Annotated in this window: 8 protein-coding genes; 3 read left to right on the top strand and 5 right to left on the bottom strand. The window is 58.7% G+C overall.

What is annotated here, in order from left to right; all coding sequences use genetic code 11:
• Nucleotides 1-64: 64 nt before the first annotated feature.
• A complete protein-coding gene (locus ABH909_RS17835) occupies nucleotides 65-4,753 on the top strand; it encodes an RHS repeat domain-containing protein (protein ID WP_429435596.1) in 4,689 nt (1,562 codons plus the stop codon).
• A gap of 71 nt (nucleotides 4,754-4,824) precedes the next feature.
• On the opposite strand, the gene ABH909_RS17830 is transcribed toward ABH909_RS17835, so the two are convergent.
• Together ABH909_RS17830 and ABH909_RS17825 are read right to left on the bottom strand one after the other, a co-directional pair.
• Entirely contained in the window at nucleotides 4,825-5,532 is a 708-nt protein-coding gene (locus tag ABH909_RS17830; protein ID WP_429435594.1) for a response regulator, read from the bottom strand.
• A 94-nt stretch (nucleotides 5,533-5,626) separates the two neighbouring features.
• Entirely contained in the window at nucleotides 5,627-5,926 is a 300-nt protein-coding gene (locus tag ABH909_RS17825; protein WP_429435592.1) for a helix-turn-helix transcriptional regulator, read from the bottom strand.
• Nucleotides 5,927-6,417: 491 nt separating this feature from the next.
• On the opposite strand from ABH909_RS17825, the gene ABH909_RS17820 reads away from it, so the two are divergent.
• Nucleotides 6,418-8,343, top strand: coding sequence for a fibronectin type III domain-containing protein (locus ABH909_RS17820; protein ID WP_429435589.1), 1,926 nt, complete (start codon nucleotides 6,418-6,420; stop codon nucleotides 8,341-8,343).
• Between the two features lie 46 nt (nucleotides 8,344-8,389).
• Here ABH909_RS17820 and ABH909_RS17815 read toward each other — a convergent pair whose 3' ends face one another.
• The 3 genes from ABH909_RS17815 to ABH909_RS17805 form a co-directional block, all read right to left on the bottom strand.
• On the bottom strand, nucleotides 8,390-9,031 hold the full coding sequence (locus tag ABH909_RS17815; RefSeq protein ID WP_429435586.1) for a DUF1345 domain-containing protein: 642 nt from the start codon (nucleotides 9,029-9,031) through the stop codon (nucleotides 8,390-8,392).
• Between the two features lie 272 nt (nucleotides 9,032-9,303).
• Nucleotides 9,304-12,396 carry a multidrug efflux RND transporter permease subunit gene (locus tag ABH909_RS17810; protein WP_429435584.1) on the bottom strand — a complete coding sequence of 1,031 codons (3,093 nt, stop codon included), beginning with the start codon at nucleotides 12,394-12,396 and terminating at the stop codon, nucleotides 9,304-9,306.
• A 15-nt stretch (nucleotides 12,397-12,411) separates the two neighbouring features.
• Nucleotides 12,412-13,569 carry an efflux RND transporter periplasmic adaptor subunit gene (locus tag ABH909_RS17805; protein WP_429435582.1) on the bottom strand — a complete coding sequence of 386 codons (1,158 nt, stop codon included), beginning with the start codon at nucleotides 13,567-13,569 and terminating at the stop codon, nucleotides 12,412-12,414.
• A gap of 275 nt (nucleotides 13,570-13,844) precedes the next feature.
• Between ABH909_RS17805 and ABH909_RS17800 the strand changes: the two genes are divergently transcribed.
• The gene (locus tag ABH909_RS17800; protein WP_429435579.1) at nucleotides 13,845-14,546 is read left to right on the top strand and encodes a response regulator; all 702 of its coding nucleotides are present in this window, start codon (nucleotides 13,845-13,847) and stop codon (nucleotides 14,544-14,546) included.
• Nucleotides 14,547-14,548: the final 2 nt, after the last annotated feature.

Genomic DNA, 14,548 nt, shown 5'->3' with positions numbered 1-14,548 from the left:
GTTGAGCATCAGTGCGATCCGTTGTGGGTCGCACTCTTTATTTTATTTTTTAAGGATGTGAGTCATGTCGACATCAACTTCCGTGCATTCCAACGCCTTCAATTTCATGAGCTTCATACTTAGCCAGGTCGACCCGCGCACCGGGCAATACACCTGTGCCATTTCACTGCCTGAATTGAAAGCCAACAACCTGTGCGGCCCGGTCGTTCCGCTGCAACTGAACTTCAACCCGCTCAATGCCGCCGACAGCGGCTTTGGCAAGGGCTGGAACTTGCAACTGTCGCAGTTCAACCCCACCAACGGCGTGCTGTCGTTGTATACCGGTGAAACGTTCAAGGTCATCCTCGGCGGGCCCAATGGCCCGGTGATTCCGGAACAGAAAATCGACTCCTTTCACTTCCATGACCTGGGCAACCGGCGCTATCGCGTCGAGCACAAGGCCGGGCTGGTGGAGATCCTCGAAGTCCGCCAGGGCGAGGTCGCACTGCCGGTGCAAATGCTTTCGCCCCAGGGCCACGGCGTCACCCTCGATTATGTGGCCTTCGGCACCGAACCGCTGTTGAGCAGCATCACCAACGATACCGACAGCACCCGCTTGCTCAGCCTGGTGCGCACCACCAACCTGTTGAAAATCACGCTGCACCCGGGCAGTGCCTTCGAAGCGCTGTTCCAGATGAGCATTGTCGGTGGCGAGAGCGAGACCCTGGTCCTGCCCACCGACGACCACGCCTCGTGGCGTTTCGACTACGTATTCGAGAGCGGCCTGAGCTGCCTAAAAGACGTCTACACCCCCACCGGCGGCCATGAAACCGTCACCTATGCCAGCCGCGCGCATTATTTCCCCGGCCAGGCCGGGCGCACCCTGCCGCGGGTGGCGAGCCACAGGCGCGACCCCGGTTTTGGCCAACCCGCCGTCGAAACCCGCTACGAGTACGATGCCTGGGACCATAACTTCCTGGGCTTCGGCAGCGGCCTGTCGTGGAGCGACGATGGCCTGGACAACCTGTACAAAGTGCGCACGGCGTACGAGTACGAAACCCGGGAAATCCTCTGGGACGCCTTGGCGGGCAAGGCGGTCCGTGAAATCAAGCGGGTGTTCAATCGCTTTCATCTGATGACGCTGGAGCAAACCACCCAGTACAGCAGCGACCCGGCGAAAAACACCCAGCAGACCACCGACACCGAATACCACATCGATCCCGACCTGGACTTCAAGGACCAGGCACCCTATTGCCAGCTGCCGAAAAAGGTCACCCAGACCTGGCGCCTCGTCAGCGCCACGCTGCCCCGGCATGAGGAGGTCGTCACCACCACCTTCGACGACTTCGGCAACCTGCTGAGCCAGGTCAACGCCAACGGCGTGACCGAAACCAGCGAGTGGTACAAGGCCGATGGCGAGGATGGTTGCCCGGCCGACCCGCAGGGGTTTGTGCGCACCCTCAAGAGCAAGACGGTCACGCCCGCCGCATCCAATTACAGGCAGGCGCCGACCCTGCAAACCCGCTACACCTACACGGCCGAGCCCGGCCTGGCCGGTTCCGGACCGTGGCTGGCGATCAGGGACGAGACTTTGGTGCAACTCGGCAGCGGTCAGGAGCAGTCATTGCAACTGACGACCTACGAATACCTCAATACCCCGGATGATCCCTTCATTCACGGACGAAAAATGCTGGATGCGGTGACGCTTAACGGCCTGACCACGACCACGGCCTACAGCTACAGCAAGACGCGCAACGCGCGCAATGGCGAAACGGTCCAGCACACCGTCAGCACCCTGACCGGCTTCGACAGGGAGAAAAAAACCATCACGTTGCAGCACTCGCTGCTCAATGGCGAACCATTGCTCAATCGTGACGACAACGATGTTGAAATCGAATATGAGTATGACCTGCTCGGGCGTGTGACCAGGGAAACCGTGGCACCAGGCACACCTTATATGGCCAGTCGCAATTACACCTATACGCTGACCAATACATCGGGCCAGCAGGCAATGCAGAGTGCCAGGGACGTCAAGGGCGTTGAAACCATCACCTACCTGGACGGGCACAATCGGGTCATCAGGGAAACCCGGCGTGATGCTGATGCCCTTGGCGGCGATGATCAGAAGTATCGTGAGATTTATCGTGCGACTTACAACAACCGGGAACAGATGACCAGCGAGACGGTTATCGACTGGGAGCGAGCAACCGACGTAGCCTTGACCAGTTTGTTCAACTATGACGATTGGGGCGAGCAGCGCAGCGTTGTGCGGCCCGATGGCGTGCAGGAACACGAGGTCACTGACCCCATTGCCCGCACAACCACAAAATGGCTCGAAGGCATGGGTAAAACCATCACCGTCAACAATCTTTTTGACAAGCCCGACAGCGTCAAACGTATCGACCTGGGTGGTCAGCAGATCAGCGAACATGTTTATCAATACGACGGGCTGGGGCGTACCGCCGAAGAGCAGGATGCGGCGGGCAACTTGACGCGATATGAGTACGATGGTTTTGACCGGATGACCAAAACCGTGTTGCCGGACAGCAACGTCGTCGAGCGCCAGTATGCCGGGCACAGCAGCGAAGACCTGCCGATAAAAATCAGCGTCAACGGCGATGTATTGGGGGAGCAGGGCTTCGATGGCCTCGATCGCATGGTCCTTTCGATCACTGGCGGGCGGGAAAGTGTTTATACCTTTGATCCGGGCCAGAGCCAGCCGAAAAGCGTCAGGCGTCCCAGTGGGATTGAAATCGGTTACGTGTATCGGCCGGAGCTGGGGGAGGATCCAGAGCAACGAAGTGCGCAGGAGAGTACTGCGATTTATACCTATGACGCCCAGAATGCTCGCCTGCGGACCACTGAAGAGGTGGACCCGTCGGGCATCACGCATAGCCTTGAACGTGAGTACTTCAGCACTGGCGAACTGAAAAGCGAAAGCCGCGGGCAGACCGGCGAAGTCACGCGCGTCATGTATTACGAGTACAGCCGGCAAGCACGCTTGATGAGTTACACCGATGTTCTGGGGCAAACCCAGGAGTATGAATACAACACCCGCGCGCAATTGACCGCAACCCGTCTGGGAAGCACGCGCTCAACGTTCGCCTACGACGAGCAGGCGCAGCTCAAGACGATTGAAACCATCGACGGCACGCAGCAGCTGCGGATCGATCTTGAATACGATGATTTCGGGCGGGAGGTGCTGCGTACGTTCGATCTGGGCAATCAGATAAAACAAACATTGAGCCAGACCTACGATGAGGTCGACCGGGTTGTCCAGCGGACATTGATGCAAGGCAGCGAGACACTGCGTGACGAAACCTATGGGTATGACGAACGTGGGCGCCTGGTCGATTACAACTGCACAGGCAGTCAACGGCCGGAAGATCCTTATGGAAAAGTCATCAAGGGTCAGCTGTTCGGCTTTGACGGGCGGGACAACCTGAACTTCGTGGAGACGACGTTTGAAGGCGGGCGTCACTCCATCTATTTCGAATACACCAACGAGAAGGACCCCTGTCAGTTGACCGGGCTCACCAACACGCTGACACCTGCGCGGCCGGACGATCCACTGTATCCGCCCAGGATTGATTTTACTTATGACGCCGACGGTAATCTGCTGCAGGACGAAGTGGGGCGTATTTTGGGGTATGACAGTCTGGGGCGTCTGATCAGTGTCAGTGCCCAGGCAGGCGAAACAGCCACCGACTATCACTATGACTCGCTGGACACCCTGAGTGGACTCGGCACCGCTGGCGGCAATGAACAGCGCTTTTATCAGGACGGCAATCTGGCCAATCAGATCACGGGGGCCAATAGCAGTACTTTCCTGCGAGCGGACGGCAAGGTGCTCGCCGAGCACCAGGCAGGTGCTGACCCAAAGTCCTTACTCCTTGTCAGCGATGACAAGAACAGCGTGTTGTGTGAATTGAGCCAGGACGGGGGCAATGAAATTGCGTATTCGGCGTACGGCCATCGTGCGGATGACGCGGCGTTCAGTGGGCATTTGGGCTACAACGGTGAACGACGGGAAGAGCAAACCGGATGGTATCTGTTGGGTAATGGGTATCGGGCGTTTAATCCGCTGTTGATGCGGTTTCATAGTCCGGATAGCTTGAGTCCGTTTTGGAAGGGGGGGATGAATACATATACGTATTGTGTGGGGAACCCGATTGGGTTTATGGATCCGACGGGGCATATGCCACTTGGAACACTTGTAAAGTCAGTTTCTGATTTAGCGCTTGACAAGCTCATAAAAAACACTGCCGCGTTGGCGGAGGGAGCGGTGACCAAGACCCGTGCAAGTGTGGCCGAGAGTATTGTCAGCTCTACGGGTGGGTCTGCTGCCAGCACAAGTAAACTGGCAAGCGTTCACGTCGATACATTAGCCAAAGGCACTATTAAAACCAGCCCGGATGCATCAGCTTATGAAATTGTTAAGAAGGATGTGCCTTCAAAATTGCGAGTGAGTAAAGAATCAGGAGCCGATTCTGTTAAGCGTTGGGTTAAACATTCTGATTTTCAAGGCAGTCCAACTCACTCAGCCCCTTTAAAGTATGGGGGGGGGCGTAATAGTGGATACATTGACCAATCAAAACGTGGGCGAATGCCACTTCCTGACGAGCCCCCAAGAGTACCGAAATCCGTGAGTGCTCAGCCATCCGCCACACCGAAGCCTAAAAAGCCTACAGAAGAAGAACTTCGGAGAATAAGAGAGCAGTGGGTACGAGACCAAACCGCGAAGGACAGAAAAAACGGCGATAGATTTCAATGACGTAGCGTGAGATGAGTTACTCCTGCGCTTTGGCGCAGGAGTAACGCTTGATAGACCGTTCACATTTGGACTTAACCTTTTAACCCACTCACCCGCGCAAACTCCACCAACCCACCGTCATGGCCAAGTCCCAGCTTGTCCATGGCGGTGCGTTTCTGTCGGCTGATGGTTTTTTCGCTACGATTCAATTGCGCCGCGATTTGCCGCCCTGACAAGCCCTGGACAAACAACCGCACCACTTCCAGCTCTCGTTCGGAAAGGCTGACCAACGGCGCATCGACGCTGGACGATGGCAAGGTCTGGGCCTCCAGGGCGCCGGCAAATGTCGCGCATAGATATCGCCGGCCCTTGATCACCGTATGAACGGCCCGTTTCAGTTCGCTCAACGGGCTGCGTTTGTCGAACACGCCGCTGACGCCCGCATTGAGCAACGCCTGCAGCAGCGAAGGGTTGCGCAGCATGGTCATCACGATCAACGGGATGTGGCCGAAATGGCGCTTCAAATACCCCATCAACGCCAGACCATCGGGAAAGCGGCCATAAGGCATCGAGTAGTCGCTGATCAACAGGTCGCACGGCGTGCGCTCCAGATGGTGGATCAATTCATCGGCGTTGTGGGCCTGGGCAACAATAGAGAACGCTGAACGTGGCGGTGGACACAAGACCGTTTCGACGCCCATCAGTACCACGGGGTGATCGTCGGCGAGGATGATGCGTAGCGGTTTGTCCGGACGGTGCCCGTACGACACGGGCATATCGTCGCGGGCACTGTTGCGCAAAGAGGGAAGCTCTGTGGATTGAGGCGGTTGTTCCAAGTACATGAAATGTCTCGACAGGAGTCAATAACGCGCAGACCACCGTGGAGAGACTGGCTCAAGGCATTTGGATCAATCCTTGTTCCAGTGCCATTGCCATGGCGATCCAGCGCGACCTCACGCCGAACTTTCGGCGGATGTTGCAAAAGTGGTAATTCACACCGGCCTCGGTGCAACTGACGATCTGGCCGATTTCCCAGGACGACTTGCCAGCGGCGCTCCACTGCAAGACTTCTTTCTCTCGATTGGTGAGTTTTATCGCTTGGGGTTGCTTGCACTCCTGAGGCTGGAAATTGGCCTGGGCTTGTGATGATCGAGCTGATGTGGCGATGGAGCGGTACATGGTTGAATCTCCCATTTATCATCATTGACGGCGTGGGCGCGGCAGAATCTTCCTACTTCGTAAAGGCCTGGTTCGCGCGACCGTCCTTCAGGCACCCGAGCAGGGCTGGAGGTACGGTTTTCTTATAGCGCGATTCAACCTCCTTGGAACCTGTCACAAATTACAGGTGACGGACTTTAATCAGACGTCGCAGAAAACGCTGTCAGCAAAAGCACCCCTGTTTGTAGGAGGGTTCTACGGGGTATTGAGTCTTAAGGATCCAGCGGTAATTTTCTGATTGGACGGGGTTTTTATCGTCGGCGAATTCGCCTGGCAGCAAAAAAACTGACGAAAAAAATCTGCTGCGAACGACCTGAGCAGGCGGGGTAATGTCGTGCCCGTTCGTCGCGTCGACTCTGGGTAGCAGAGAAAACGCCGGGCCGCCACTAACAGTTCTGTCAGTGGTGCGACACGAACGAATGGTATTTAAATGGGAGACGTAGCAACCATAGCCAGAGCACTTCGCAATGAACAACCAGGAACAGCCGGCCACGGAGCCGGAGGTGACGTATGTCGCTATTCCGGGCGCGATCTCGGCGACCGCACGGTCGGAGTCGTCCATCTTTGTGAGCTGGGCCTACGGGGCAGGTGGCGGGCATACCGGCACGCGTTTGAAGTGGGAAACAGGAGGTGCGGCCGTTGGCGAGCTTGATATCCCGATCAGTTTGCTGGTTCACCTGATCACGGGCCTTAACCCGAACACGCAATACACGATAAAAGCGTTCGGCCTCAAGGGTGACGAGGCATCTCCCGGCAGCAAAGACGCACAAGCCACGACCAAACCAGCATCCGCCGTACCGGCCAGCCCTACAAATCTGTTGGCCACGCCGACGAAGGACACAATGGCCCTGATCTGGGCCGGCCCGGCGAACGCCTCCAGCTACAAGCTTAGTTACGGTCTGGCACCCAACGGGCCGGTGATCGGCAACGAAACCTCGACGAGTACCGCGCATATATTGCACGGCCTGAGTTCTGGTACCCAATATTACTTTGACGTTCGTTCCACCAACAACGTCGGTGATTCACCGCCAACGCGAGTCACAAAGCAGACGTTGCAGGTTCCTGCGGCGCCCGGTGGGCTGCGAGCAACCGCTGCGGTTTCGACGCTTGACGTGGAGTGGACCGCCTCAACGGGCGCTGTCGATTATGTCATTCGTTATGGCGTAGAACCCGCTGGCTCCGCGACCACGCTGACCACCCGGCTGTTGCGACAACCGTTGACGGACCTGATCAAAAATACGCTGTATTTTGTCGAAGTCAGTGCGCGCAACAACAACGGCACCTCATCGCCGGCACGCATCACCCAAAAGACGCTGGACGGCCCACCTCTTCCTGAGCTGCCAGTGATTGGCGCAGTACAGGTCCAGCACGACACTGTGCGTATCGTTTGGGGCGCGCCGCAGTATCCCCGCTATGAAATCGCCTACGGTATCGACGACGCGGATCGCAAGGTCATAGGCACCGAGACAACCACTTACTTGAACTGCCTGATCAGGCATCTGGCCTTCTCAACCAGATACTTCTTCGAAGTTCGGGCTTTGAATGAAAGCGGTCCGTCAGAACCTGCCAGGACGTCCGCAGCCATTGGGCCGGACCAGACTCAACCGCGCAATTTGAGCGTTCCGGGCCGAACCTTTTCCGAAGCAAGGTTGACCTGGGAGAGGCCGCTGGACCCGTCCTACCTGCGTGATTACGAGATCACTTGCCCAGGTCGCCCCATCGTTCATACCACGGCGCTGGAGTACATCGCGACAGGCCTGGCCCCTGAGACCGAATACGTGTTCAAGGTTCAACCCCGCCGACTCGAATCGCCCAATCCCGCCCGCTTTGAAAGCGTGAGCGTGATCACCCACGACCACGTTCCACCCACTTGTCCGCAGGCACTTGAACTCACCCCGGTGACGTCTGGCAGTGCAACCCTGAGCTGGCGTGCCTCACAAGATAACGTAGGTGTCGCAGGATATGTCGTTCGACGCAACGAAGGCGCGTGGGTCCCGGCTACGGGTACCTGTCACCTGTTCAATGGGCTGATAGAAGGGGAGATCGAAATATTCGACGTGCGCGCCAAAGATGCCGCCGGGAATCTATCCGTGCCAGCGAGGATTGTAATTGGAGCCAATCCGCTGCTATTGCCAAGCATTCCGAGAAATTTTCGTGTGACGGCGGGGTTGGTTCCTCATTTACAGTGGGATGCTCCAGCTGAACCGGCCGATATGATCGGTTACAGAATCATCATTACCGGACCCGGAGGTACTGAGCTGCCTTATCAATCGACTATCGGAAGTCTGAAACCGGTTTTGATTCCCAATACCCGTTACGACGTGAGAATCACAGCGTACAACAGTCAGGGAAGTTCGCCGCCGTTAAACGGGGTCATTGGACAAACCGGGTAAGGCCGGTTTGGTTGCGTTGAGGGTGGATATGAAACCCATGCTTCATTCAGGCAAATAGCCCGGCAGCGATGTTGATCGAGAACCCAAGGATCGCCGTGTTGAATACAAACCCGATCAACGATTGCGCCAGTACAATCTTGCGCAACTCCCGGGTCGCCACGCCCACGTCCGAGGTTTGCACCGCCACGCCGACGGTGAACGAGAAATACAGGAAGTCCCAGTAATTGGGTGTCGTCAGGCCTTCGGCAAAGCGCAGTGCCGGTTCCTTGCCTTCCCAGGTGTAGAAGAGTCGTGCGTAGTGCACGCTGAAAATCACCCCGATCAGCAGCCACGAGCCGATCACCGTCAGCGCGGTGAAGCCGTAGTGCAACAGCTTGCGCGTGGTTTCCAGGTCTTTGCTGCCCGCCAGTTCGAAGGTGATGGTCGCCAGACTGGCCAGTGCCGCGATGCACACGAGCGCCAGCACCAGCCCGGCGTTTTCGTCCTCGATTTCGGCGATGCGTTTTACGTCGGTCGCTTTCGAGCGCATGGTGAGCCAGAACATCAACAGCAGGTAGATCCAGACGCCGGCATTCCAGCCAAAGAGGATCTTGCTGATCAGCGAATCGGCCGGAGCCAGAATGCCCACCGCGATGCCCAGCAGGATGGCGGCGGACAGGCGAGGGTGGGTGTGGGTGAGGAAGGGCATGAGGACTCACAGCAGCAGAAGTAACCCCACCATAGCCCAGGTCATCGCGCTTTGTGTAGAAGCTATGAAGGAACAATGTTGGAGCTGTGTAGGAGCTGTGTAGGAGCTGTGTAGGAGCTGTGTAGGAGCTGTGTAGGAGCTGTCGAGTGAAACGAGGCTGCGATCTTTTGATCTTGATTTTAAAAAAACAAAGTCAAAAGATCGCAGCCTCGTTTCACTCGACAGCTCCTACAGGGGGCAAGGGGGCAAGGGGGCAGGGGGACTTTGCTTGGTCAGGAATGTCGGCGGCGCACCAACTTCATCACCACCACAAAAAACACCGGCACGAACACCACGGCCAGGGTTGCCGTGATCATCCCGCCGATCACTCCGGTGCCGATCGCTTGCTGGCTCGCCGAGCTGGCCCCGGTGGCGATTGCCAATGGCACCACGCCGAGGATGAATGCCAGCGAGGTCATGACGATCGGCCGCAGGCGCAATCGCGCCGCTTGCAGCGTGGCGTCGATCAGGTCATGACCTTCGTCATACAGGCTCTTGGCGAACTCGATGATCAGGATCGCGTTCTTCGCCGACAGACCGATGATGGTGATCAACCCGACCTTGAAAAACACATCGTTGGGCATCCCGCGCAACGTCACCGCGAGTACTGCGCCGAGCACGCCGAGCGGCACCACCAGCAGCACCGAGGTCGGAATCGACCAGCTCTCGTACAACGCCGCCAGACACAGGAAGACGATCAGCAACGACAAGCCAAGCAGAATCGGCGCCTGACTGCCGGACAAGCGTTCCTGCAACGACAACCCGGTCCATTCCTGACCCAACCCGGCAGGCCCCAACGCCACCAGCCGCTCGATTTCCGCCATGGCTTCACCGGTGCTATGGCCCGGCGTCGGCTCACCGGAAATGTTGATCGCCGGATAACCGTTGTAACGGGTCAACTGCGCCGGCCCTTGGGTCCATTTGGCCTGGACAAACGCCGACAGCGGCACCATCTTCCCGGCGTTGTTGCGCACGTTAATCTTCAGCAGATCGGCCACCTGACTGCGTTGATCGCCCTCAGCCTGCACCACCACCCGCTGCATCCGCCCCTGATTGGGGAAGTCGTTGATGTAGGCAGAACCGACGGCGGTGGACAGCACACTGCCGATGTCGGCAAACGACACGCCCAGCGCATTCGCCTGTTTACGGTCGACGATCAATTGCACCTGCGGCGCCTCGGCCAGGGCGCTTTCGCGCACATTCATCAGGATCGGGCTCTTCTCGGCCGCGGCGAGCAATTCGCTGCGCGCCCGCATCAACGTCGCGTGGCCGAGGCCGCCGCGATCCTGCAAGCGGAACTCAAATCCGCTGGAAGTACCGAGGCCATCCACCGGCGGCGGCAGGACCGCAAAGGCCATGGCGTCCTTGATCTGACTGAGCGCGATGTTGGCGCGATCGGCAATCGAACTCGCCGAATCATCGCTACCCCGATCCGACCAATCCTTGAGCGTGGTAAATGCCAGCGCGGCGTTCTGTCCGCTACCGGAGAAGCTGAAACCGAGAATCACCGTACTGTCGCCGACACCCGGTTCGGTGGCGTTGTGTGCTTCGATCTGCTCGACCACCTGTACCGTGCGGTTCTTGCTCGCACCCGGTGGCAGTTGAATGTCGGTGATGGTGTAACCCTGATCTTCAACGGGCAGGAACGAGGAGGGCAGGCGACTGAAACACACGCCCAGACCAATCAGCAGCACGCCGTAGATCAACAGGTAACGCCCGGTGCGTTTCAGCGCATAGGCGACCCAGCCCTGATAGCGCTCGGTCAGTTGTTCGAAGCGCCGGTTGAACCAGCCGAAGAAGCCGCCCTTGGCGTGATGTTCACCCTGAGCAATGGGCTTGAGCAGTGTCGCGCACAGGGCCGGAGTCAAGGTCAGGGCGAGGAACGCCGAGAACAGGATCGACGTGGCCATGGAGAGCGAGAACTGCTGGTAAATCACCCCGACCGAGCCCTGCATGAACGCCATCGGAATGAACACCGCCACCAGCACCAGGGTAATGCCGATGATCGCTCCGGTGATCTGCTTCATCGCCTTGCGCGTCGCGTCCTTAGGCGACAGGCCTTCGGTGGCCATGATCCGCTCGACGTTCTCCACCACCACAATGGCGTCGTCCACCAGAATGCCGATGGCCAACACCATGCCGAACATGGTCAGCACGTTGATCGAGAAGCCCAGTGCGAGCATGGTCGCGAAAGTGCCCATCAGCGCCACCGGCACCACCAGGGTCGGGATCAGCGTGTAGCGGATGTTTTGCAGGAACAGGAACATCACCGCAAACACCAGCACCATCGCCTCGATGAGGGTGTAGACCACCTTGGTAATCGAGACTTTGACGAAGGGCGAAGTGTCGTACGGAATCTTGTATTCGACGCCGGCCGGGAAGTAGCGCGCCAGTTCATCCATCTTCGCCCGCACCAGCGTCGCGGTGCTCAGGGCATTGGCGCCTGGCGACAGTTGCACGCTGACGGCGGTCGACGGTTTGCCGTTCAGCCGCGTGGAGAATTGATATTCCTGACTGCCGATCTCGACCCGCGCCACATCGCCGATGCGCACCGTGGAGCCGTCAGGATTGGCCTTGAGGACGATGTCGGCGAATTCTTCAGGTGTCGACAGCTGGCCTTTGACCAGAATGGTCGCGGTGATTTCCTGGGTGGTGCGGGTTGGCAAGTCGCCGATGCTGCCCGCCGAAACCTGAGCATTCTGCGCAACGATGGCGGCGTTGACATCGGCCGGCGTCAGGTTGAACCCGATCAGCTTGCGCGGATCGATCCAGATCCGCATCGCCCGTTCGGCACCGTACAACTGGGCCTTGCCGACGCCGTCCAGACGCTTGATCTCGTTCATCACGTTGCGCGCCAGATAATCGCTGAGCGCTACGTCGTCGAGCTTGCCGTCGCTGGAGGTGAGGGTGATCAGCAGCAGGAAACCGGCGGAGACTTTCTCCACCTGCAAGCCTTGCTGAGTGACCGCTTGCGGCAACCGCGACTCGACCACCTTGAGGCGGTTTTGCACGTCGACTTGCGCCATTTCCGGGTCAGTGCCTGGTTGGAAAGTCGCGGTGATGGTGGCGCTGCCGAGGCTGCTCTGGGATTCGAAATACAGCAGATGATCCGCGCCGTTGAGCTCTTCCTCGATCAGGCTGACCACGCTTTCGTCCACGGTCTGCGCCGATGCGCCGGGGTAGGTGGCATAGATTTCGACTTTCGGCGGCGCAACGTTCGGGTACTGCGCCACCGGCAACTGCCCAATGGCTAACGCACCGGCCAGCAGAATGAACAAGGCGATCACCCAAGCGAACACCGGGCGGTCGATAAAGAACTGCGGCATAAAAAAGCGTCCTGCTTACTGACCAGAAACCTGGGCAAGTGGAAGAGGGGTGTCATCTATCTGGACTTTTTCACCGGGGCGCGCATGTTGCAGGCCTTCAGTGACAATGCGGTCGCCGGGCTTGAGACCGTGGGTGACGATCCAGCGATCGTTCTGCACCGCACCCAGTTCGACCGGTTGTTGGCCGACCCGCTGTTCGGCATCGAGCAGCAGCACTTGGGCGATGCCGGCACTGTCACGCTGGATGGCCCGTTGCGGCACGCTGATGCCTTGCTGATTGAACGCTTGCTCCAGGCGCACACGCACGAAGCTGCCCGGCAACAAGTCGAGGTCCGGATTGGGGAACTCGCTGCGCAGGATGATCTGGCCGGTGCCCGGATCGACGGTAATGTCGGTGAACAGCAACTTGCCCGGCAGCGGGTAGAGGCTGCCGTCGTCCTGAATCAAGGTGGCTTTGGCCTGACCCTGGCCCACTTCTTTTAACTGGCCGGAACGGAACGCCCGGCGCAGGTCGTTGAGTTCACGGGTCGATTGCGTCAGGTCAGCGTGGATCGGGTTCAACTGCTGAATCAATGCCAAAGGGGTGGTTTCGTTCTGCCCGACCAGCGCGCCTTCGGTCACCAGTGCGCGGCCAATGCGTCCGGAAATCGGCGCGGTGACGGTGGCGTAACCCAGGTTCAGTTTCGCCCGCTCCACGGCAGCTTTGTTGGCGGCGACATCGGCGGCGGTCTGCCGGGCATTGGCCCGGGCGTTGTCATAATCCTGACCGCTGATGGCGTTGCCTTCGATCAACTGGGCGTAGCGCTGTTCCTGCAATCTGGCCTGGAACGCATTGGCTTCGGCCTTGCGCAATGCGGCTTCGGCGCTGTCCAAATCGGCCTTGAACGGTGCGGGGTCAATACGGAAAAGAACGTCGCCTTTTTTTACGTCGCTGCCTTCACGGAAGGCCTGCTGCAACACCACGCCGGCGACTCGGGCGCGCACTTCGGCGATGCGTGGCGCGACAATCCGCCCGCTTAGCTCGCTGCTGATCGACAGCGGCCGGGCTTCGACGGTTTCAACCCGCACGGTGACCAGCGGCGCCTGTTCTTCGGCGGTCGAGGACTGATCACAAGCACTCAGCGTCAACGCCAGTGCAATCAGGCTGAGCCGGGCAAGCAGATTCTTTGACATGTAAATACCCCAATATTGACCCCCGTATCCTACGGGGGGCCGACGAGGGTAGCGGTGAAGCTTTGTAAGCGCTGTGTGAAATTGTGTAAGGGGTTTGCTCGCGCGGGCGTGAGGGCGTATATCCTTGGCGCCTTGATTCCTTTGCGCCTGTGATGCCGCCTTCGCGAGCAAGTCCGCTCCCACATTTGATCTTCAGTGCGACATAGATCCCATGTGGGAGCGGGCTTGCTCGCGAAGAGGCCCTGACAGGCGCCACTGCACTTTCTGGAAACACCATGCCCAACATCCTCCTGGTCGAAGACGACTCCGCGCTCTCCGAACTGATTGCCAGCTACCTGGAACGCAACGGCTATTGCGTCAGCGTGATCAACCGTGGCGATCATGTGCGCGAACGGGCGCGGCTCAATCCTCCGGACCTGGTGATTCTCGATCTGATGCTGCCGGGGCTCGATGGTTTGCAGGTCTGCCGCTTGCTGCGGGCCGATTCGGCGACTTTGCCGATCCTGATGCTCACCGCCCGCGACGACAGCCACGATCAAGTGTTGGGCCTGGAAATGGGGGCCGACGATTACGTCACCAAACCTTGCGAACCGCGCGTCTTGCTGGCCCGGGTGCGCACCTTGCTGCGCCGCAGCAGTCTCAGCGAACCGATGACCGCCAATGATCGCATTCTGATGGGCAATCTGTGCATCGACCTGTCGGAGCGCACCGTGACCTGGCGTGAGCAATTGGTCGAGCTCTCCAGCGGTGAATACAACTTGCTAGTGGTGCTGGCCCGGCATGCCGGCGAAGTACTGAGCCGCGACCAGATTCTGCAACGCCTGCGCGGTATCGAATTCAACGGCACCGACCGCTCGGTGGATGTCGCCATCTCCAAGCTGCGGCGCAAGTTCGACGACCACGCTGGCGAGGCGCGCAAAATCAAGACCGTGTGGGGCAAGGGCTACCTGTTCAGCCGCTCCGAGTGGGAATGCTGAGT

It is taken from the genome of Pseudomonas sp. BS3782 TE3695, assembly GCF_050435305.1.
GTDB lineage: Bacteria > Pseudomonadota > Gammaproteobacteria > Pseudomonadales > Pseudomonadaceae > Aquipseudomonas.
This window is presented reverse-complemented; position numbering and strand designations above follow the sequence as displayed.

Excerpts from the sequence above, each read along its gene's own strand:
- ABH909_RS17820 (WP_429435589.1), top strand. The coding sequence starts at position 6,418 with ATGAACAACCAGGAACAGCCGGCCACGGAGCCGGAGGTGACGTATGTC.
- ABH909_RS17825 (WP_429435592.1), bottom strand. The coding sequence starts at position 5,926 with ATGGGAGATTCAACCATGTACCGCTCCATCGCCACATCAGCTCGATCA.
- ABH909_RS17800 (WP_429435579.1), top strand. The coding sequence starts at position 13,845 with ATGCCCAACATCCTCCTGGTCGAAGACGACTCCGCGCTCTCCGAACTG.
- ABH909_RS17810 (WP_429435584.1), bottom strand. The coding sequence starts at position 12,396 with ATGCCGCAGTTCTTTATCGACCGCCCGGTGTTCGCTTGGGTGATCGCC.
- ABH909_RS17805 (WP_429435582.1), bottom strand. The coding sequence starts at position 13,569 with ATGTCAAAGAATCTGCTTGCCCGGCTCAGCCTGATTGCACTGGCGTTG.
- ABH909_RS17835 (WP_429435596.1), top strand. The coding sequence starts at position 65 with ATGTCGACATCAACTTCCGTGCATTCCAACGCCTTCAATTTCATGAGC.
- ABH909_RS17815 (WP_429435586.1), bottom strand. The coding sequence starts at position 9,031 with ATGCCCTTCCTCACCCACACCCACCCTCGCCTGTCCGCCGCCATCCTG.